The organism is Adonisia turfae CCMR0081 (genome assembly GCF_011009555.1).
Classification (GTDB): Bacteria; Cyanobacteriota; Cyanobacteriia; order Phormidesmidales; family Phormidesmidaceae; genus Leptothoe; species Leptothoe turfae.
Map to the genome: position 1 here is coordinate 1,767,844 of NZ_QXHD01000004.1, position 21,995 is coordinate 1,789,838.

The window sequence follows — 21,995 nt, forward strand, 5'->3', positions numbered from 1 at the left end:
TGGGTCAGACATATAGCTGAATTGAAACCTCCATTTACAGTGCTTAATGCCCTTTCTGGATATTTTTGTGCACCCGAAATCTTTGATTTTCCGAACATGTAAATATACGAGATATTATCACCAACCAACTAGGTAGAGGCTATACAGAAGACGTGTAAAAATGACAAGTGTAATTTATCTCGAAGAAAACGGCCCATGGTTATCTAGTTTGGGCGATGTTTATGAGTTTTATGAACAATCTTTATCTAGCAATACGGTTAGTCCACAAACCTATGGTTTTGAGGTAGAGTTCTACGCTTTACAACAGCAAAGCGATTATGCAGGACATCTGGCTAATGTCGCTCAAGTTCAGCGTGTATTAGATGATTTAAAGGTTTCGAATACGGATTCCAGCGATGCTGTTTATACACTAGACCTGGCTCAACAATTAGAATTTGCCTCTGCCCCCCGCGATTCTATCACTGCGCTCTATCAGCATGGTCAAGAAGCCGAGCAATTACTGCAAAAAACAACTGAGCGTCATGGCCTTAGACCATCAGCATTATCTGTTCACCCTAGCGCCAATTGGTCTGATCCAGACTACATTAACCATATTGATCAAGAGCTAATTTCTGATGAACGCACCCAACTAGTCATTCCATGCTTTCAGCGTAGCATCGACAGTGCAAAACAACCGTACTCTGCCCATGATCTTTTGGCAACCTGCGGTATCCATACCACATTTGCGATTCACAACAAAATAGTACTCGAAGAAACACTAACCCTTGTTGGTGCAGTAACCTCACTCATTGCTGCGGCCAATCATGCTAGTCCGTTTTCCTATTTTGAGAATGCACAAAATTCTGTCCGTGAACTCTTATGGGATGCAAGCCTCACTCGCAGTGATAACCGTTTTGGTTTGCCACCGCAGCTTTCTGGTGCAGTGACCCTCGATGATGTCATCACACATATCATCAATCAACCGATGTGGTATGGCATTGACCAATACAATAATCTTCATGAGATTGCTAAACCAGTTACATTTGCCGATCTCATACGAACTGGCGGCATACATCTTGACGATACGTTTATTGCACCAACATTAGAGCAATATATCAATCATTCCCGCACCTGTTATAACAGTTACCGTGTGAAACCAACCTTTGCTGCTGATGGCATGATGTGTCTCACGGAGTTCCGAATTCCCGACGGTGGTGGTATGGGCAAAGCTGTCATGAATGTGGCGCTTATTCATGGCTTGACCCATAGTGCCGAAGCCCGTGGCCAATTCCGTCAGATTTTAGAGCGTTATGGTTTGCTTGATGTTACAGATAGTAAACAAGATGCGTATGAACGCAATAAGATTTTGCAGCAGAACTTATTAAAAAATAGTCTCTACGGAACAACTTTACCCTACAGAGGAGAAACTGCCATCACAGTTTGGCAAGAAATTATTGATTTGGCCTGTCATGAATTATCTGCTAAAGAAGATACACCAGAAATTCAACAAGTTTTGAACAAACTACAGGCAACAACCTATGTGAGTGAAGCAGAACAGCATCGTAAGTCCTTACAACGACTCGATATCGATCCGCAACAGCTTAGTAAACCGCACTATGCCGACAAGTTAGATCTGTTAACGGGCTATGCCCAGTTTGGGGAATACTACGAACTACCGCCTGCTCGTGTACTCTATCATCGGGCCGGGGACGGGCGGTAATGGTTTTCTATGACCCACAAAGTCTTTATCTTTGATTCCATGATGCAGAAAAATGTGTTATTCATCACTGACCCTATTGATTCCTTAGAGCCAGGGCACGATACCTCATTGGGTTTGATGGAAGCTGCCATTAAACATGGCGATCGAGTTTTTGTCACCACCCCTAAAGACTTCGTGATTAACTCCGACAGCCATGTTGGTAATATATATGCCGCTGTTCGAGAAGTCACTAGCTTTGCGCAACAGCAACATCCAACCGAAAATAAAAGGGTCTCAGCACCTGTTACTAATGGCACTGTTGTCAATATGACACTTAATTACCCACCTGGAAGCAGCGCAGGTAAAAATTCTATTGCGGCACCAGTTGCGGTTTTGCAGCGGCAGGATGACCGTAGTGACTGGTCAACCCAGCAAATTGCCACCAGGCTACATCCCAAGATTTGTGTCCTCAATGGTGGTGAAGCCACTTTAAGCACAGAAGACAAAATTGCAATCGTCACAGATTTTCCAGATCTTTGCCCACCCAGTATGATCACTGCCGACGCAGATAAACTGATTGGGTTTGCAGAGCACATGAAGTATGAAGGTGATCAAAAACTGGTGCTTAAGGCGACCCAGAGTTATGGTGGCAACGATGTTAAAATCATTCAATTAACAGATGTAAATTGGCAGCAGCAAATACGAGACTATACGCAGGAAAAAAACGCAACTAAACGTCCTATGATTGTTGCCCAAAAATTTCTGTCCGATGTTAAGAATGGCGATATGCGTATTTTCTATATCAATGGTAAACCCATTGCCGCTGTAAATCGTGTCCCCTCCCATGAAGAAACCCTAGCAAATATGGCTCAAGGCGGCATTGGCATTGCTGTTCCGCTGAGAAATATCTCACCAACTACTATGGCAGCCGTGCATCAGGTTGTTGACTGGGGTAAAAGACAAGGGATTGTTATTGTTGGCGTTGATGTAATTGGGCAGGACAGACCCTATATTACTGAGCTTAACCCAGGTTCGCCAACCGGACTGATTGAAGCTCAGGAACAGTTGGGCCAAGATGTATGTAGTGAAGCTTGGGTTGCGGTCAAAGAAGCTATTCATGAGCATCAAATAGCCCATGGAAATCTTTTATCCTTACACTGGCAGTTTATCTCAGAGCTATTTCAGCATCCAGGGTCCTACCTTGCTAACGTTGCTGCGTTAGCACAGCGATGGCTTATTACAAGGTTCTCTTAGACGTTTGCTAGCTTTTAAATCTTTAAAGAAATCACATGAAAAGGTAGACGTATACCTTATATGAACACCGTTTCACCCATAATCATTGGTGCGCTCTGCTCGGTTGATTGTCACTAGTGCCCATGGGATGAGAGTGTTTATGTACAAGCAATAATTTGTGCTAGATAACTTTCTACCTTTGTCGCTGGCAAGGGTTTAGAAAATAGATATCCCTGGCCTGCATCACATCCCAGTTCATGTAATTCAGTCAGCTGCTCATGGGCTTCAACCCCTTCGGCAATGGTGTTAAACCCTAATGCTTTAGCCAGGTTTACAATCGCACTCGTAATTCTAAAATTGCGATCGCTATTATTTAACCCATCGACAAAAGAACGATCGATCTTAATTGTTGAGATCGGAAATTGCTGCAAATATCGCAGAGAGGAAAACCCAGTGCCGAAGTCATCAAGACTCAGTTCAATACCTCGATTACAAATCAACTTCATAATTTCAGTAGCCGCTTGGGTATTTTGAATGAGACTACTTTCAGTAATTTCTAATTTGAGACATTGTGGATCCAATTGAGTCTCTGTCAGGATAGTATCAAGGGTGTAAATTAGAGACGGATTCCGAAACTGTTGACCAGACAGATTAACACTTAAGTATACATCCATCGTCACCTTTCCCTTGGCTTGCCAGGTTTTTAACTGCTTGCAAGCATTTCGTAAAACCCATTCATCTATGACATTAATTTGTCCTGTTTCTTCAGCAATGGGGATGAATTCAGAGGCTGGGATAAGACCTTGGTCTGGGTGATGCCAGCGCAATAGAACCTCAAATCCTTTCAGTTGATGGGGAGGATTAAGATTGACCAGGGGTTGATAATACAAGCAAAACTCTTGTGTTTTTATGGCTTTTCGCAACGCTGTTTCGATTTCTACTAAACGCAGGGTTTGAAGATACATCGTTTGATCAAAGATGGCGTAGCTTGATTTTCCCTGGCTTTTAGCCCGATACATAGCAATGTCGGCATCGCGGATAATGTCATCAACCGATTGATACGATAAATTGGAAAAAACAACACCAATACTAGCACTGGTAAAGATTTCCCGAGCCCCCAATTGAAAAGATTTTTGTAACTCCTTTTGTAGGCGATATACCGTCTTTAAAGCATCATTCAGATGATCTAGTTTCTCTAGCAGAATCAGAAACTCATCACCCCCCAAGCGCGCCACGCCATCTATCCCTCTGACTACCGCCTTCAGCCTTTGGGAGACCTGAATCAGTAGCTGGTCACCCACCAGATGCCCAAGGCTATCATTGATATACTTAAAGTTATCGAGATCCACAAACAGAACCGCAAAATGTTCATGGGGCTGCCGTTTCTGGTGCTCGATGGCAAGTTCCAGGCGGTTTAAACAACAGACTCGGTTATCCAAGCCAGTTAAACTGTCGTGTAATGTTTCGTAAGTTAAACGGGCTGCAGACGCCTTGCGTTGAGTAATATCGCGCCCACTACCGTACAATAAATTCTCTTGGGGGAATGGCACTAGATTCCAGGCTATCCAATGATAAGTTCCATCTTTTGATCGCACTTGAAATTCCAGCCCATTGATGTCTTGTCCCTGGGCTAGGGTATCCTGTAAATCCTGTTTACTATGCTGATCTTCGGGAAGCATGAATTGCCAGAAAGACTGGCCTAACAAATCATCAGCGGCATAACCCAATGTAGCCAACCAGGAAGGATTGATGCGCTTAAATACACCGTCTGCGTCTGCAATAAATAATAAATCAATCGCAAGGTTGAAAAAACGATCGCGTTCTAGCTCAGCTTGCTTACGTTCGGTAATATCATGAATCATGCCAAATCGTAGGGTTTGTTGTTGCGCTTTGACCCACGACTCAGACAGTAACACGGTTCGATCTAGCCCTATGGAAGATTCCAGGGACAGCTCAGTTTTGAATGTAGAGTTTTTTTGTGTTTGACGGTTTTGGTTTCCCTGGGATAACAATTGTTGCAATATTGGAGATTGCAGTGGGTCTAGTGGTTGTCCCAATGTTGGTTTAGCTGGGTGGGTGCAAAGTTGTCTGAGGGATTGATTTAAAAACAGTAACGCTCCCTCTTCAGTCGCCATATATACACCATCATGAATACTCTGAAGCACATGGGTTAATAAGCATATTTCCGCTGCCGCTTGAGTGCGTTCTATCGCATGCAAGATTGAACGTTCCAGGAGTGGGCCGGTCAACAGGTTACCTTTAACTAAATAGTCTGAGGCTCCCATCGCCATACATTGACGATCGATATCGTAGTTGCTTAACCCTGTCAAAAGGATCACTGGCTTACGTAGACCAGATTCTACAGCGGCTTGCAATAGCTCTAAGCCAGTTTTTGCCCCTAAACGATAGTCCAATAAATAAACATCATAAAAATCAGCATGTAGGGCCTCAAGGCCAGCTTGAAAAGTATTTACCCAGTTCAACTCAAAGGATGCTTGTTCTGAGTCTTGTAATAAGTCTCGGGTAACAATATAATCATCTTCATCGTCGTCGATTAGTAAGACTTGGTATGACAAATCACTCATTGTTATCATTTTCCTAAGATCCGTGACGATAAGAGTTGAGTCTTTAAGATGGATAACCTTTGATAGGAAACCTTTCAGTACTTTAGATTTCTAGCGCTCTTAAGAGGTTGCAAAGCTGAATGCATAAGGTATAAAAACGTTGACATGTACTTCAAAGAGTGTCTTAAGGCCTTGATGCTGAGCTGACCTCATCTGGCAAATGTACAATTTGAAACCAGTATGTACCAAGGGTTTTCATGATATCAACCATGGATTGAAAGCCCACAGGTTTAGTAATAAATGAGTTAGCACCCAAATCATAGGTTTTTAAGATATCTTCTTCGGCTTTAGATGTGGTTAATACTACGACTGGAATACTGCGTAGTACAGGATCCTTCTTAATCTCTTCCAGGGCTTCACGACCATCTTTGCGAGGCATATTCAGGTCCAATAAAATTAACGTGGGACGGGGTGCAACATCAGGGTCACTGTAGTTTCCTCGTTGATATAGATAATCCATCAGGTCTTCCCCATCTTCAACGAAATACAGCTCGTTAGCAACTCGATTTTCGGCTAAGGCTTCCTGGGTAAAAAGGCGATCGTCCTCATCGTCGTCGGCCATTAAAATAATCGCAGGTTTACTCCGTTGTTGAGACATTCTCCTCTCCTTGGGAATGATGAACTGGTAAGGTGGCGATAAATGTGGCTCCTTCTCCAGGCTGACTTTCTGCCCGGAGTATTCCCCCGTGACGGTGAATCACCTTACGACAAATTGCTAAACCAATACCACTGCCCTCATAGGCTTTGCGTCCGTGAAGGCGCTGAAATGGCTGAAAAATGCGATCGCAATACTTAACATCAAAACCTATTCCATTGTCGATTACTCGTAATTCACAAAATTCTTTTCCTCCCGTAAAATAACTCCGCATCCTCACATGAACCTGGGGTACTACATTTGGTTTATGAAACTTGAGGGCATTCCCGACAAGATTTTGAAAGACCTGTTGCATTTGCATGCGGTCAGCATCAATGATCGGTAACGGCTCCACATCTACGGTAGCCCCAGTTTGCTCAATGCGAACCTCTAAATCCGATAAAACCCCTGCCATAACTTGTGATAAGTCTGTGGGGGTAAAGGGTTTAGCCTGCGTTGTCACCCTCGAAAAGCTAAGCAAATCATTAATCAGCGCCTGGGCACGCACTGCCGCATTTAGCATTCGTGCCAAATAGTCTTGCCCTTTCTCAGAAAGCCGATCTTGACAGGTATGGCTTAAGCGATCGCCAAAGACTTGTACTTTCCGCAGAGGTTCCTGGAGATCATGGGAAGCCACATAGGCAAAATCCTGAAGTTCTTGGTTACTTTCCCCTAGGCGTTGGGTGGTAAGTTGCAACGCCTGAATCACTTGCTGACGCCTTTTGACTTCGGCCTTAAGTTGATCCTCTGCCGCCTTACGGGCCGAAATATCTCGCATAATTTTTGAGCCCCCAATCACCTGGCCAGTTCGATCCCTTAGGGGGGAAATGGTCAGCGACACGTCTAAAAGCGTACCGTTTTTATGACGACGAACCGTTTCAAAATGGTCAATGCTCTTGCCCTGAGTGATCTGTGCAAGAATATAAACTTCTTCAGAAATCCGATCATTTGGGAAAAGCATGGTGATCGGTTGTCCGATTGCTTCTGATGCTGAATACCCCAGAAGTTTTTCTGCTCCTACATTCCAACTGGTAATGGAACAATTGAGATCCTTGGTAATGATGGCGTCTTCGGTAGACTCCACCACCGCAGCCAGCAACCGAGCCGTTTGTAGCGATCGATAATGCTGCATTGTGTGCCAGACCAGATTGGAAATCAACTGCACCGTCTCAACATCCATATCGGTGTAGCTGCTGTCCTTGTTGCCAACTCCTGTGAGCATCACGACTTTGCCATTTTCAATGACAGGAATACTCAGGAGGCAACTAAGGTGCTCATGATTTTGCAATAATCCTTGTGTTTGAAGAAAGTCTTGTTCTTGTCGAGCGGGACCACAGGCATAATTGCAAATTATAGACTTGCGCTGATGTAGAACATCAGCCAAAATCCCCGCCTGATTAATTGGCAGACCAGCCTTAGCGACGGTATTACCAAAGTCAGTTAAGGTTTGCTGCCCCCCACCCATCAATTCAAAGGTTGCTTGATCCTCATAGACAAGATAAAGGAATGCGACCTGACTACCCGTCAGGTTTTTGGCAATATCCTGGGCCTGTTGTATAAATTCATGTTCATTCAATTGCTCAGCTAGTTGAGATAGCTCTAGCAAAGCCTCCGCCCGACATGTCTGGTGGGTCAGGGCTAACTCAGCTGCATGGATTTCTGAGATATCTCGCACGCTGACGACAGCCCCGGTAATCGTTCCATCTACTTCGTGATAAGGGGCATAGGTAACATCCAGATACTGCTGTTGCTGTCGCTCATCAGGCAGGGAAAATAGACTTTGGTAGTGAACTGTTTCCCCTGCAAAGGTGCGATCAAGATTAGGTTTAATAGTTTGCAAAAATACGCCCTCGCCCAGAAGCTCTGCTACGGAATGACCAATAATCTCGGCTTTGGATTTACCAAATTTTTGAGCATAGGCATCATTGACCATGGAATAGATATAATGGCAATCCACAAATGACATATGGTCGGGTGTAGTACACACCGCACGCTCATAGAGACGCAGCATTTCTTCCGTTTGTTTGCGAGCCGTGATATCTTCTATCACCTCAATAAAATAATCCGGCTCACCATTCTGAAGCCTTACCAAGGAAACCGTCACATGGGCCCACATAAGAGTTCCATTCTTTCGGATATAGCGTTTTTCCATGGAGAAGGTCTGAATCTGATTTGTAAGAACCTGCTGTGTATAGTTCAGGTCATGCTCCACATCCTCATCCTCTAGGTAGGTAATGTCTTGAAACGTAAGGTTTAAAAGTTCTTGTTGTGAATAGCCAAGAATTTCACAGTAGCGCTGATTAAGACGAATAAATTGCCTGGTGATAGCAAGATGTGCAATGCCTACCGCCGCTTGCTCAAACGTGTTTCGAAACAAGGCTTCTTTTTGCGCAACTTCATCTGTAGCAGCTTTCAGTCGAAGTTCTGTTTGTTTACGCTCGGTAATATTAGTCAGACATCCTATATAGCCGATCACTTCATGGGCGTGATCGAACTCTGGGACCGCTTTTTCATATACCCAAGTCACTGGGCCTGATGGATTTCCAAATCGATATTCCACTTGAAAGGGAAGATTCTGGCTAGTAGCGTTATGCCATTCTGCCAAAATAACGTCTCGATCCTCTGGATAGATAGCCTGAATCCATCCTGCTCCTAACATTTTCTCCGAGGGCAACCGAGCAATCTCGCATAAATGTTTGTTGACATAAATACAACTTCCCTCAGTATTTGCCCGAAAAATGCCTACGGGAGCCGTAGCCGCAAGGCTAGCAAAGCGTTCTTCACTCGCCATCAACTGGTGTTCGGCCTGTTTACGATCGGTGATGTCGTAGTTTGTCCCAATCATACGAATAGGGGTTCCCTCGTCATCCCGTTGCACCAGGCCATCCGCTTTCATATAGCGAATTACGCCATCGGCATGAACTACCCGAAATTCAATGTCATAGACGGCTTCATTGCGTAAAGCACGCTGTATAGCAGCTTCTGCATGCGGTCGATCCTCTGGATGAACACGCTTTGCCCAGGCTGAGTAATCTCGCTCAAACGCTTCCGGTGTAGTGCCATAGAGTTCATAGAACCGACTATCCCAGATCAATTTATTGTGAGTGATGTTCCAATCCCAAATACCAATGCCCACTGCCTCCAGCGCTAAGTCTAGCCGGGTCGATAATTCTCGTAGCTCTACTTCAGCTTGTCTACGCTCAGCGATTTCCTGTTCCAATTGTTGATTTAAGGCTTCTAGCTTAGCTGGGGTACGTAAGTCTAGAGCTTTAGGTAGCATGGGGATGAGGGCAATCGCAGTATACGTAGAAATACCGGCTGTCACCGCTTTAAGAACACCAGAAACCCAATAGTCTGAATGCCATAGGGTCCAGACCTCAACTAAATGTGTGGTGCCACATAAAAAAATACATGCTGCAAAAAGCAGAAATATTTTATAAAAGGGGATACTCTCACGCTTTTTCAGGAAACAGATTAAGGTGATGGCAATAGAATAGTAAGCCAGCCCAATGAAAGTGTCTGATACTAAATGTAAGCCAACTAGACTGGGCCTCCACCCATAGCAGTAGCCATGGGGCATATATTGGCTAAGCCATGAAATACTCAACATTTTGGAGAACAACCCTTGACTTTCTCAAATTGAACTCAATACGCTCCTAATTATTAATTTATTTTGATTAATATTCCCATCTTCAGACAGCCTAAACTTGTCTATACCAATCTCATAACACGTCAACTTTTCCGCTAAAAAGCCAGAATTAGCCACCTTTTCAGCCTTCCAAGAAAGCATTGCCTACCCTTGCAAGGAATTAAAATAAATTCACAAAAGGATTTTATTCGTCTTATTCGTTTGTGGAGAAGATTCAATGCCTTTGGCGTGTATACTTTTGAGGGTGAGAAAGAACATAAATCTGTTGCTGCCCTTCAAGAACAAAACGTTGAATACTTGATGAGATTGGCACTTATACCCTTTAGGTTGATTACATTCAAGAAGCTTAGTAACTATGGTCGTAGTGTGAGTCATGCACCGCTTACCCTCTTTGGTAGGTGCTAAACCCATCATTTGATGAGACTATGATCTGAAAAGTTAAAGGAGGAATCTGATGGATTACTTTCTCCAGATCTATGGAACCTTGCCGCGAGCTGGCCCTGGCTCCAACGAGCTGACTCGGAGAGCCTTCGAAATGATGTCGAATCTCCCTGAGTCAGCTAAAATCCTGGACGTTGGTTGTGGCCCTGGTATGCAGACAGTCGAGCTTTTGCGTATCACATCGGGTACAGTTGTCGCCCTTGACCTCCTCCCAGAAATGATTGCCCAAGTAAGAGCTAGAGCTGAAAATGCTGGGGTCTCTGATCGCCTCGAAACATTAGAGCAGAGTATGACGGAGATGGCTTTCCCAGAGTCGAGCTTTGATGTTGTTTGGTTTGAGGGCTCGATCTATTTCTTAGGTTTCGAAACGGGCCTCAAGAAAGTTAAAAATTTCCTTAAACCAGGTGGCTACGTAGCGGTCAGCGAGGTGGTGTGGTTAAAACCTAACCCCCCGGCTGAGGCAGTTGAATTCTGGAAAGAGTATCCCGAGATTGATACTGTAGCTGCGAAACTTGACGTTATTAAGCGCATTGGCTACGAGTCCGTCGGACATTTTGTATTGCCAGCTACCGCATGGACTGAGCATTACTACAACCCAATGGAGGAGCGCATCGCTGATAAAACAGCAGAGTGGAGTGGCATACCGGAGGCAGAGGCTGTCCTGAAAGAGGCGAGAAACGAGATCGCAACCTTCCGCAAGTACTCTGACTACTTCAGCTATGCATTCTTCGTCATGCGCAACTGAGTGCATGTCTTACCAGGACTATTGTCCTACCGAAAGTCCCATAGAATTAGGACTTAAGTGACTGGGCGGCTCAATTTCGCAATGGTAAATTAGGGATTATTTCAAGCAATGCCCTAGGTTCAAGATGCTCTAACCCAAGGTTTCCCTTGACTAAGGCTACCGTGTATATACATCTCGGAAGTGAGCTCAAAATCCTGCATTACCCCCCTTAATCCCCCCTTAGTAAGGGGGGAAACTCCAGTTCTCCCCCTTACTAAGGGGGAGTTAGAGGGGGTAGTGCAACAAAAAACGCTAGTTTCCAGTACTTGTGTGTACACCGTAGCCTTGACTAAGGGGAACCGCAACTGTCGTCATCAGGCAACGTCGCATAGAGCTGTATACAGGCTAGCCTGAACCCTAGAGAGAACCCCTTTGTGTTAAGAGTTGAAGCCTAATGGTCCTAAATCCACCCTCCCGACTGTTCCCAGATCTCACAGTCACCAGACCCTTACGCATACTGCTGCATATTGAGTGGATTTTGCTCAGTATGGGTGTGCTGGTTAGCATTACGGCCATGGTTTTCCATCGGACATTTCAGGTTACCTGGCTAGAACTGCTCTTGTTTGGTTTGATTGGCGTCATGGGGCTTTATTTACCGCTGACTCAGTGCCGGGCCAAGATTCTTTATACCGCAATCGAGCTTAGCCTCTTCGGTATTTTGGTTCTGCGTTGTTTTGATAATCCTTTGATGGTCAGGATTATCCCACTGCTGGGATTGGTCATTATCATCCGTAGTTGTCAAATCTTTCACACACGAGGGCGACTCGTAGTGGCCGGCATTACGTTTAGCTCACATTTATTTTTATCATTAACTTTGGGTCAGACGGCCATGAGCCGAAATCTATCCCGACTGATGTCAACCCCTGAGGCATGGCAGGTAAGCGTGTTTCAGACCAATGCCATTATTCTCTTTACCCTGGCGCTACTGTTTGTTTTTTTACTGGTGGATGCTTTGCTCAGTCTTCATAGGAATCAACAGAAACTGGAGAGCGCCCATGGTCAATTACAACAATATGCGCTACAGGTGGAAGGCCAGGCCGCATTACAAGAACGTAATCGCATCGCCCGCGAAATTCATGACTCCCTCGGACATTCCCTGACCGCTCAAACTATTTTGCTAGAAAATGTCCTCCTCTTTTGGGGACAAGATAATGGACGGGCAAAATCCTATCTGCTTGAAGCTAAAGATTCATCTTATCAGGCGCTCAAAGAGGTTTCACGGGCTGTTGCGGCTCTGCGCGACTCTCCTCAAACGGATAAATCTTTGCAGGTGGCGATTACCGAATTGGTTAATAAGGTCTGTCAATCCACACCGATAACGCCAGCGTGTGAGATTAATATTACGGCACCGCTGTCCGATGAGCTGAGTCTGACCGCCTACCGGATTGTGCAGGAAGCCCTCACCAATGTGGTGAAACACGCCCAAGCCACACAGCTATCTGTGCAGCTATCGACTAAACCACAGAGTCTCTATGTAGAAGTGTTGGATAATGGCAAAGGGTTTGATCCTAGCAAAAATACGACCGGATTTGGCTTACGGGGCATGAAAGAACGTGCGATCGCACTTAGTGGAACCTGCCAAATCTGGAGTGCATCAGGGACTGGCTGTCGCATCAGCGTAGTTTTGCCTCTTCCTCAGACTCTAGAGTCTCCTCTACCTCTACCAAATTCGAATTCAGTATCGGTGACAGGTGACCAGAACTTTATATGAGAGATTGATGAATGGGGAGATCTAAGGAGGTCAAGAGGATGATTCGTGTCTTACTGGTGGATGACCAACCCATTATTCGACAAGGTTTGGCCAATCTGTTGGAAAATCAACCTGATTTACAGGTAGTTGGCGACGCAGCCAATGGTCAACAGGCGATTGATCACGTCTCAACACTCTATGGCACCCCCAATCAACCTGATGTAATTTTGATGGATGTGCGGATGCCGGTGGTGGATGGTGTTGCGGCAACAAAACAGATCTGTGCCGACTTTCCAGCGGTAAACATTTTAGTGCTCACCACATTTGACGATAGTGACTATGTCCAGCAAGCTATGGGTTGGGGGGCTAAAGGCTATTTGCTTAAGCAAACCCCTATTCAGGACTTGGTGATGGCTATTCGAGCTGTCTATCAAGGTTATACCCACATGGGACCTGGTCTTTTTGAAAAGACGTTAGGCGCTTCTCAAGCACCAGGAGCACCTCTTGTTCATGCTGAAACTGCACTTCCTGAAAAATTGAGATCGCTATCCCCCCGCGAACAAGAGGTGCTCCAATTGATTGTTACAGGACTCAATAACCGCGAAATTGGAGAAAACCTTTTTATCTCTGAGCGCACCGTTCGGAACCATGTCACCAGCATTTTGAGCCAACTCCAACTGCGCGATCGCACACAAGCAGCTTTGTACGCCAGTCAATTTTGGCCCCAGAGTATGCGCTAAACCTATACAGCCTTAAAAGCTACTTCATGATTGATTTAAAGAAGGACTATAGAAAAAGAAAGATTAGAGTCAAGGCACACCAAAAATAATATGAGTACATTCCGTTAATTCAAATCCCAATTTGATATATCCAAACTGTATTCAGTTTCTAAGCGATGACTATCGTCCTTTAGCATCGCCCGAATGAAATCTTTTTGCGCATCTGTTAAAGGGGGGACTTTACCCTGATCCTGATTCATCAGTGGCCTCGCTAGCACATTACGGGCATTGTTCTTGATTGAGTCAGGGAATATATTTTTGAGCGGATTTAAATATTTGGCCTCCCTTAAGTAATGCCAAATTGTGTCAGTCCTGTAGGAGTTTTTGGAATTATGTATTTTTCCAAGGGAAAATTCGAATGATGGTTCTATCTCCAAAAAGGGACAGATTTTACATTTCAAAGTCATAGAAATAACGTCTTTCTTTAGTTCATCTGTTTTTAGTAAAAGTATTTGCTCCCTTGAAAAGTTGCGTGTAAAAGCATCAACTATTGCTGCATAGCTAACAGATTCAATTACATTTAACGGCAAACTGTTTGGTGTTTCTTTTGCCAAATGTTTAGCATACCAGCCTTGATAAATACCCTGCTTCCTCATAGATTCAATTTTTTGGACAGGGTCTCTCAAGATATAAATAAACTTATACCTGATGTCCACTGTTTTCATGCGCTGAATAACTTTTCTGACATTATTCAGAGAACGAGTGTAATTTGGTGAGGCTTCTAATGCTGTTAAATGTTTGTTTAAATCCCACGCATATAGGTTCTCGTAGTAGTCAATACCTTTGCCCCACTTACCGTCTTTTAAGAAGAAGTCAGTTTCTTTCATCTTCGACTTTGATACCTGTGGATGCTGAGATAGATAATTAAATAAACTGCTTGTGCCGCCTTTTTGAGTACCAATAATTATACTGATTTTACTGAATTTCATACTAGGGCTCGATATTGAGTTTGCAGGTTATAGGGGGATGCTCACTTTCCAGAGGAAGAAGATCTCTGACGGCGCTATCCCTTAATAATTCTAAGGAAATAAAATAAATTAACGTCCAAATTTTGGACGTTATGGATGGCTTGCTCCTAAGTGGAACTTACTGGCCTCCTGATCACTGGCATCATCTGTCGCACGAGCAATACATATGTCTTGTGGATACCGTACTGTGTCTAAGCATGTCGTCATCGTTGATGAAAATTGGCTTCTAACCTCAGCAGCCTAACCTGTACTCACTCAATGGGCCACTCGCTCACGTCCTGCCTTCACACTCAGCACTTTGTGCCAGTAGCCTGTCCACTGGCACAAAGTGCGATCCTGGCCTCGATCAAATGCCAGGTGATAGGGCAGCGGTTGCATTGATGAGTCGCCTCAAATCGCCTCTGATTCCTAACCAGTAGCATTCTTCTTGAAACCTGCCTGTTTTTATAAACGGTTTTGCAATTAAGCCTTACGGAGCCGTTTACGGTGGTTACCGGTGGGAGACTTTTTACCCTGGGCAGGACGTGCTTGAGTGTTGGATGAATTGTAATTTCTCCGACGTGACTTAGAGCGTTGACGCTTTGGTTGCTCTCCCTGATGATTAGGGGCAGCCGTTGGTTCATAACCGGGAAGGACAGACTGAGTGAGTTTGCGCTTGAGTAACTTTTCAATTCTCTTTAACAGAGATTGTTCATCATTGGAAACTAGCGAAATGGCTTGGCCTTCATTACCAGCCCGGCCAGTCCGACCAATCCGGTGTACATAGTCTTCCGGCACATTGGGTAATTCAAAATTGACGACGTGGGGAAGCTGGTCAATGTCTAACCCCCGTGAGGCAACATCGGTTGCAACCAGCACTCGCACCTTACTTTGCTTAAAGTCTCGCAAGGCACGGGTACGAGCGGCCTGACTTTTGTTGCCGTGAATGGCAGCTGTTTTCAAGCCATCTTTAGCCAATTGTTCGGCCAGACGATTGGCACCATGTTTGGTACGGGTGAAGACAAGCACCTGTTGCCAATTGTTAAAGCCAATTAAATATGACAGGAGTTCTCGCTTACGCGTGCGATCAACGGGATATACGAGTTGTTCAACTTGTTCAGCCGCCGTGTTACGGGGGGCAACTTCAATCTGCACTGGATTGTGTAACAGCGTGCTTGCTAGTTTCCGGATAGCCTTTGAAAATGTGGCGGAAAACATCAGGGTCTGCCGCGATGCAGGCAGTTGTGCCAAAACCTTGCGAATGTCATGGATGAACCCCATGTCCAACATGCGATCGCACTCATCCAGCACCAGCATCTCGATCTGAGATAGATCAATTGTATGTTGACTAACATGGTCCAGCAAGCGACCTGGAGTTGCGACCACAATGTCACTCCCCTGCTTCAACGCTTTAATTTGGCGCACAATGCCGACGCCACCAAACACCACCACTGATTTAATGGGCAGGTATTTGCCGTAAGTATTGACACTATTGTTAACTTGAGCGGCCAATTCACGGGTGGGAGTCAAGATTAGAGCCCGTGGGGCTCGTTGCGTTTTGGTAGGGGGATTGCTGCTGAGGCGTTGCAGCAAGGGTAAGGTAAACCCTGCTGTTTTCCCCGTACCCGTCTGAGCACTGGCAAAAATGTCATTTCCTTGCAAAATGGGAGGAATTGCCTGCTCCTGAATCGGAGTTGCTGCTGTGTAGCCTTCCTCAGCCACAGCACGTAGGAGTTGGGCCGTAAGACCTAGCGTCTCAAATGTCATGGGTTTTTAGTAGCTCCTAAATGCGCCCCTAACCCAAATGCAATGCTGGGACCAGTCTTAAGAGCAATAAACGTATGGTTGCGTTGGATGACTTGGGTCAACAAGTACCAAGGCTGCAACAATAGACCGGAACTAAGTTGCAGTTTATTACCCTAACACACACTGGATGCTTAGATAGATGTTTCAAAGGGCATAGCCCTCATTACGCAATGGAGTTAATGGCAACCGCGATCCGCGGCTTTGGCTGGTCTAGAGCTCTTGGTTACGATGCTGGCTTTCTTGCTTGCTGGTTTGCAGAGCTATGTGTACGCGTTGCAGCCCTAATCTACGCAAAAGACTACAGATACCTGTCATGTCAGCTTTGAAAGCTTTAGCAATTTGGATGACAGTGGCTTTCGTGAGCCGATCCAAGCAAATTGTTATAGCGTCTATCCATCACTTTTATAAATTTGTTTTGAGGATTGATGCAATCTCAACCATTAATCTCTGACGACTTCGATCTCCTTTTATATATTCAAGATTTGCAGACCAATTTAGGATATCTATCATAGTTTCTCTTAATTGAGCTGAATGCAACTCGTTGGTTGTTACAACTGCCATGAAGTATTGGGTGGCTGATGCGCAATTAGAACTTATCTTATAAAAAGCAACAGATCAAACTCTTGGCGGATATCCAAAAGAGAACGATCAAGCAACGGCTCAAACTCAAGAAATGGCAGTAGTTTTGGGCGGTTGCGAGTTTTAAACCAAATTGGAATTAATTCTAAAAGTACCCCAGGAAGCACCCTCAAAATTGCTCCGTACAGCCACAGCGAGCCCTTGCCTCTGATCATATCTTCATACATCACATCAACGGCAGGGGAGTTTTTCATCTTTAAGTACACCTGAAACGTACATTCACTCGTCCACCAAAATAGCGGCAGAATTTTTAGCTCATCGTACATTCCTGTATCACAACCGTAAATCACATGCCCTACATCGTGCGATCTCAAAATTTTGCCGAAGTCTGAAGGTTGTGTCGCTGGATCAGTAACGTGTGGATTGAGAGCATAGTACTCCGCTAGACCTGCTCGTAAGGTTTGAGTACTGTGCTTGTCCATGTAAAGAGGTTTTTGGGGCATAGCATTTACGATACGGTACGGTATCGTAAATTATAATAGCATCTATGAACGATACCAAAAAAAAATCTCCCGGAAGACCTCGTAGCGCAGCCTCTCACCAGGCAATGCTGAAAGCCGCGCTAGGTTTGTTGTCAGAAGTCGGCTTTGAAGCGATGAGTATTGAGGCGATCGCCTCTCGTGCTGGAGTTGGCAAGACCACCATCTACCGGCGTTATAGCAGTAAAGATGAACTAGTTGCTGATGCAATTGAAAGCATTAGGGAAGAGGTGTTAATTCCTGATACAGGAAACCTTTGGAGTGATATAGATGCACTTATTGAAAATGCAGCACAAATAACCCTTACTCCAATTGGGCGGCAGGCTGTTGCCATGATTATCAGTAGTGCATCAAGCAATCCTGGGTTTGCTCAAGTTTATTGGGAGAAGTATCTACAACCCCGTAGACAAGCCTTCGACATTGTCATCGAACGGGCAAAAGCAAAAAACGAAATTTCAACAGACTTAGATTCAGGTTTGGTTTTCGACACAATGAGCGGCATCATGCTCTATACATTGATCTTCCCGCCGACAGAATCTTGGAAAGTCTATATCCGTCGTGCCCTAAGTTTACTTCTCAAATGAACTTCAACTGAATTGGCTCCAATTGCTCACAAACAACCTTTAGGTCACTATCTCCGCATAATTAAACCGTAGCAAAGTTTACGAGTTACATAACCCCATACATCGCTTTTGCCCGCTTAGCCAGTTCGTCTCAGCGAGTTGTGAGCCAGCCGAACCCGCTTGCCCATTACTCACTCGGTAAGGAGGCAATGAAGTCAGCAACCAAGTTTATGAGCTGTTTTTCAGATTTCCAAGCCTTGGCATTATGTTCCAAGAAGAAGGGATCACCGGTCACAACAATCACCATATTAAACTTATCCAAAACCGCGATGACCTGTCCGCCATGGCCCAAAGCCGCATGATAGTGATGTTCACCTGATTGTATAGCCCACCACTGGTATCCGTATCCTGTCCTATTGACGTTGCGGCCTTCCTTGGGCCATCCAACAGATGGATTTTGGGTATAGTTCTGTAGGGAATCGTGCACCCATTCAGAAGAAATAACCTGCTTTCCATCAAAAATGCCATCATTTAGGTAGAGCAACCCAAACTTAGCCGCATCACGCGCAGTCATATGCATCGTGCCGGTACCCATTGGGTATCTATCATCGGAGGCTGTTGTATACCATTCACCCAACTCAGCTCCTAGAGGAGTAAATAGTTGTTCCTCTGCAAAGGTTCTGAGATCTGTGCCGCAAGCTCGGTCAACGATAACACCAAGATAGTGCGAGGAGAGATTACTGTAATGGAATTCTGTGCCTGGATCGTTAATGAGAGGGACGTGAACCATCAAGCCAAGAAAGTCTCCCGCGACGAAAACCTCCCAGAGATCCCTATCGGATTCCTCCCAGGGATAACCGGAGCGCATCTGTAGGAGATGACGAATAGTGATCTCCTGCTTTCTTGGATCTTTGATCAGGTTAACGTATTCCGGAAAGTAGGCTAAAAACGGTTGATCTAGACTGGGTAGGCAACCCTGCTCGAAGGCAATACCCACAAGGGCAGAGGTAAAGCTCTTACCCACCGACTGTAGATTTGACTTTAGGTAAATGGAGCCATCATTGAAATATTTCTCGGCAACCAGGTAGCTGTTCTTGACGATCAGTAGGCTATAGATGGAATTCAGTTTGGCAGAATCATAATACAGCTCTGCCACCGTATCGGCATCGAGTCCTTCTGCTTCCGGTGAGGAGACTTCCCAGTCATCGCCAGCTAAGGGAATGTAGTTCAGAGCGGCGAGATCCTTGGACGACGGACCGCAACCGAAAAGGGTGGTTAGGATCAGGGCTGAACTGGTGAATATGAAGGAATGATTCTGATGGTGATGAGATTTTCTCAGCACCCGCTGCAGAAACTTCTGCATCATATTAATCCACTGTCGGTGGTCAGTGTTCATAGGCGTTATGGGGGACGAGCATAGCAAAGTAGCTCTACCCTACGTTGGCAAATACCTCTCGTGCAGTTGTGATACCGTTGAGAGCCGCAGGAAAGCCTGCATACACAGCCATTTGTTGGATCACCTCAACGATCTCCTCTCGTGATGCCCCGACATTAAGGGACGCATTGATATGCACGTTTAGCTGAGGTTGTGCTGTACCTAAAGCGGTCAAGAGGGCAACAGTGGCCAGTTCTTTTGAGCGAAGATCCAGGTCTGGACGGGCAATAATATCGCCATATGAAAATTCGATGATGAACCGAGCAAGATCTGGAGCGATATCCTGTAAGCTTTGCACAACGTCAGCTCCCGAACCGGCACTCACTTGCTCAAGCGTTTGTAGTCCTCGTTCATACCGATCATTCCCAGTAGGGCTAGAACTGGGCGTGAAGGCAACTCCGCGTTCTTGAAAGACCTCTCGGGCAGAAAAGACACCATTGAGTGCTGCTGGAAATCCAGCATAGACAGTGCTCAGCAAAATTGATTCAATCACTTGGGGTGGTGAACAGCCGACATTAAGGCATCCGTTGATATGATACTTAAGTTGCGGCTGTGCATTTCCTAGAGCAGTAAGCGCCGCGACGGTTGAGAGCTGGCGAGTCTGTAGGTCGAGTGCATCTCGTGACATGACATCTCCGTATGCAAACTCTACAGTGAATCGCGCAAGGTCAGGGGCTATATCGCTAAGGCGATTGATTGGTCCATCATAGTTTTCGCCCCCGACTTGTCTCAGGACTTCAATGCCAACATTGTATCGATCTGACCATTCGTTTATCTGACCCGTTGTATTCAATGTGGAATTCGCTGTTCCATATTCTGTAAGTGTGACAAGAAGTACCATCAAAACGATCAAACTAACTTTGAGATAACGACCTGTGAGCATACGGCCTCCTTTGGTTTTACTCATGGAACTAGACTGATGTATGAGGTTCTAGCGACTGGAGATGCATCACGATGTCATGCGCCCGATACCAGCTTTGATTTGATTGAATTGGCCAGAAGGCATTTGAAGTGGTCCCTAGTTAAGGCCCCTATATCATGATCAGTGATTGTTCGATTTGATGAGAATAATCACTGGTGACTCAGCAACAGTGATTTAAGATTGAAAGACGGAGATATTGAACCTGTAGTTTGGGCTACTGGTTGGATAGCCTGTTCCTATTCCATAGCTATACCCTAGAAGTTAGAGCACGCTCTAAGTCAAGTCGTTTTTGCGATCGTAATAAATCCTGTTACAAATTACCTGTTCTTACTAGGAGGACTGACCTCGTTCAAAGTGGATTCGCTTGCAATGATCCAAAAGCCGCTACACTTCCCAATATAACTAGAACAGAGATAATAATATACGCTTTTAATGAACCAACTGTTTCTTTCATCACCCTATCTCCATCAAAACAACTGATTCACGGCTATCTCGTTTCAGTCAAAGCTTGGTTCAGATGTCAGCAGTGGGCACGAATTTTTCGGGACGGTCAACCACAAGATGAGAGATTTGTGGTGACAAACAATGAGAGACTCCCTGAAAAAATATGCCGACACCCACTTGACCCGCTCACGGTTTCATAGTTGATGAATTCGGGGCTGCCTAGAGCCAGCGACGTACAGATTCCTTGTAGTCGAGATATTCGCTACCGAACTTGCCCTCAAGGTAAGCCTCCTCAGGACGAATGGCCGTGATCTGGACGATTAGACAAGAAAACGCTACCAGCAGCACAACCCAGAGGTTGCCCAGGCCAATACCGATGGCAATCTGGAGTAGTGCTAAGCTCAGGTACATCGGATTACGCGTAAACCGGTAGACGCCCGTCTGAACGATCTCCGGTGTGGCAATCCACGGTTCGGGGTTCTGCCCTGTGGCCCAAAAGAGCTTCAATGCCCCGGCCACTAGTACAATGCTCGGCACGGCAATCGCCAAGGCGATCGCAAGTCGAATACTAGCACTGAATGCGAAGGGCAACGGCCAGATGAATTCATTCAGCGCGATGCCTACAACCCCTACCACCAGATGCAAGAGTGGTGGCGGCACCAGCACCGCAGCACCATCGGTTGTTTCATTGTTGTTCATCGTCTTATCGTTTTCTCCTGAGCCTACGAGCACCACCTAACTATATAGTTATTCAATATATGTATTCAACGTCATATCTGACAGATCAGATCCAATTTTCCAGAATAGTATCAGATAGCATTACAGACCGATTCTCCACTTACCTATCTGACGCTGGCTATTGCCTCAACCTCAACCAGTGTTGATGGTGATGCGAGGGAAGCTACACCGATACCGGTCACCGATGGGCGAGACTTGCCTAAGAAGTCAGAAAGAATAGGGGCAACAGTTTCCATATGTTCTCCAAGTTCACCTCGGATATATACGCGAACTTGCAATAGTTGTTCAACCGATGAACCAGCTGCTGTTAGAGCAATTTTAAGGTTTTCAAGTGCCTTTCTCATTTGGCCTTCGATCGAGTTCTCTGTGGTCTCATATTGATGATTCCAATCAACCTGACCAGATACGAAAACTAGTCCCAAGTCTGTCTCGACAGTAGCCTGAGACATGCCAAATGCAGCACCATCATACAGTTCCTCTGGATTGATTAGTTTTTTGCTCATGTTGTCC

The 21,995-nt window shown here is 45.3% G+C and carries 17 protein-coding genes; 6 read left to right on the plus strand and 11 right to left on the minus strand.

The window, feature by feature from the left end; all coding sequences use genetic code 11:
• Nucleotides 1–160 precede the first annotated feature (160 nt).
• Together DXZ20_RS11785 and DXZ20_RS11790 are read left to right on the plus strand one after the other, a co-directional pair.
• On the plus strand, nt 161–1,699 hold the full coding sequence (locus tag DXZ20_RS11785) for a glutamate-cysteine ligase family protein (protein ID WP_163698343.1): 1,539 nt from the start codon (nt 161–163) through the stop codon (nt 1,697–1,699).
• 9 nt (nt 1,700–1,708) lie between these two features.
• Nucleotides 1,709–2,932, plus strand: a complete 1,224-nt coding sequence (locus tag DXZ20_RS11790) for an ATP-grasp domain-containing protein (RefSeq protein ID WP_163698345.1) — start codon at nt 1,709–1,711, stop codon at nt 2,930–2,932.
• Nucleotides 2,933–3,069: 137 nt separating this feature from the next.
• Here DXZ20_RS11790 and DXZ20_RS11795 read toward each other — a convergent pair whose 3' ends face one another.
• The 3 genes from DXZ20_RS11795 to DXZ20_RS11805 all read right to left on the minus strand — a co-directional run bounded on the left by DXZ20_RS11795 (nt 3,070) and on the right by DXZ20_RS11805 (nt 9,779).
• The gene (locus DXZ20_RS11795) at nt 3,070–5,496 is read right to left on the minus strand and encodes an EAL domain-containing protein (RefSeq protein ID WP_163669314.1); all 2,427 of its coding nucleotides are present in this window, start codon (nt 5,494–5,496) and stop codon (nt 3,070–3,072) included.
• A 163-nt stretch (nt 5,497–5,659) separates the two neighbouring features.
• The gene (locus tag DXZ20_RS11800; RefSeq protein WP_250565135.1) at nt 5,660–6,133 is read right to left on the minus strand and encodes a response regulator; all 474 of its coding nucleotides are present in this window, start codon (nt 6,131–6,133) and stop codon (nt 5,660–5,662) included.
• Nucleotides 6,114–9,779 (minus strand): PAS domain S-box protein, encoded by a 3,666-nt coding sequence (locus DXZ20_RS11805; RefSeq protein WP_489670945.1) that lies wholly within the window; start codon nt 9,777–9,779, stop codon nt 6,114–6,116. Before DXZ20_RS11805 ends, DXZ20_RS11800 begins: the two co-directional genes overlap by 20 nt.
• Before the next feature lie 493 nt (nt 9,780–10,272).
• Between DXZ20_RS11805 and DXZ20_RS11810 the strand changes: the two genes are divergently transcribed.
• The 3 genes from DXZ20_RS11810 (at nt 10,273) to DXZ20_RS11820 (ending at nt 13,473) form a co-directional block, all read left to right on the plus strand.
• Nucleotides 10,273–11,004, plus strand: coding sequence for a class I SAM-dependent methyltransferase (locus DXZ20_RS11810; RefSeq protein ID WP_284681670.1), 732 nt, complete (start codon nt 10,273–10,275; stop codon nt 11,002–11,004).
• Nucleotides 11,005–11,437: 433 nt separating this feature from the next.
• Nucleotides 11,438–12,754 (plus strand): sensor histidine kinase, encoded by a 1,317-nt coding sequence (locus DXZ20_RS11815; protein WP_250565726.1) that lies wholly within the window; start codon nt 11,438–11,440, stop codon nt 12,752–12,754.
• A 38-nt stretch (nt 12,755–12,792) separates the two neighbouring features.
• Nucleotides 12,793–13,473: a response regulator transcription factor gene (locus tag DXZ20_RS11820; protein WP_163698351.1), complete on the plus strand. Its 681-nt coding sequence runs from the start codon at nt 12,793–12,795 to the stop codon at nt 13,471–13,473.
• Between the two features lie 104 nt (nt 13,474–13,577).
• Here DXZ20_RS11820 and DXZ20_RS11825 read toward each other — a convergent pair whose 3' ends face one another.
• From DXZ20_RS11825 to DXZ20_RS11835, 4 genes are all read right to left on the minus strand, one after another.
• Nucleotides 13,578–14,441, minus strand: coding sequence for a sulfotransferase domain-containing protein (locus tag DXZ20_RS11825; RefSeq protein ID WP_163698354.1), 864 nt, complete (start codon nt 14,439–14,441; stop codon nt 13,578–13,580).
• Nucleotides 14,442–14,735: 294 nt separating this feature from the next.
• The gene (locus DXZ20_RS38205) at nt 14,736–14,858 is read right to left on the minus strand and encodes a hypothetical protein (RefSeq protein WP_284681671.1); all 123 of its coding nucleotides are present in this window, start codon (nt 14,856–14,858) and stop codon (nt 14,736–14,738) included.
• An 84-nt stretch (nt 14,859–14,942) separates the two neighbouring features.
• Nucleotides 14,943–16,226 carry a DEAD/DEAH box helicase gene (locus DXZ20_RS11830; RefSeq protein ID WP_163698356.1) on the minus strand — a complete coding sequence of 428 codons (1,284 nt, stop codon included), beginning with the start codon at nt 16,224–16,226 and terminating at the stop codon, nt 14,943–14,945.
• Between the two features lie 632 nt (nt 16,227–16,858).
• Nucleotides 16,859–17,347: a hypothetical protein gene (locus DXZ20_RS11835; protein ID WP_163669302.1), complete on the minus strand. Its 489-nt coding sequence runs from the start codon at nt 17,345–17,347 to the stop codon at nt 16,859–16,861.
• A 44-nt stretch (nt 17,348–17,391) separates the two neighbouring features.
• On the opposite strand from DXZ20_RS11835, the gene DXZ20_RS11840 reads away from it, so the two are divergent.
• On the plus strand, nt 17,392–17,967 hold the full coding sequence (locus DXZ20_RS11840; RefSeq protein WP_163669299.1) for a TetR/AcrR family transcriptional regulator: 576 nt from the start codon (nt 17,392–17,394) through the stop codon (nt 17,965–17,967).
• Between the two features lie 166 nt (nt 17,968–18,133).
• Here DXZ20_RS11840 and DXZ20_RS11845 read toward each other — a convergent pair whose 3' ends face one another.
• The 4 genes from DXZ20_RS11845 to DXZ20_RS11860 all read right to left on the minus strand — a co-directional run bounded on the left by DXZ20_RS11845 (nt 18,134) and on the right by DXZ20_RS11860 (nt 21,988).
• Nucleotides 18,134–19,342, minus strand: a complete 1,209-nt coding sequence (locus tag DXZ20_RS11845) for a serine hydrolase domain-containing protein (protein WP_163698358.1) — start codon at nt 19,340–19,342, stop codon at nt 18,134–18,136.
• A 34-nt stretch (nt 19,343–19,376) separates the two neighbouring features.
• The gene (locus DXZ20_RS11850) at nt 19,377–20,288 is read right to left on the minus strand and encodes a carboxymuconolactone decarboxylase family protein (protein WP_250565134.1); all 912 of its coding nucleotides are present in this window, start codon (nt 20,286–20,288) and stop codon (nt 19,377–19,379) included.
• A gap of 678 nt (nt 20,289–20,966) precedes the next feature.
• Nucleotides 20,967–21,446, minus strand: a complete 480-nt coding sequence (locus tag DXZ20_RS11855; protein ID WP_163698360.1) for a methyltransferase family protein — start codon at nt 21,444–21,446, stop codon at nt 20,967–20,969.
• Nucleotides 21,447–21,589: 143 nt separating this feature from the next.
• A complete protein-coding gene (locus DXZ20_RS11860) occupies nt 21,590–21,988 on the minus strand; it encodes a RidA family protein (RefSeq protein ID WP_163698362.1) in 399 nt (132 codons plus the stop codon).
• Between the last annotated feature and the right edge of the window lie 7 nt (nt 21,989–21,995).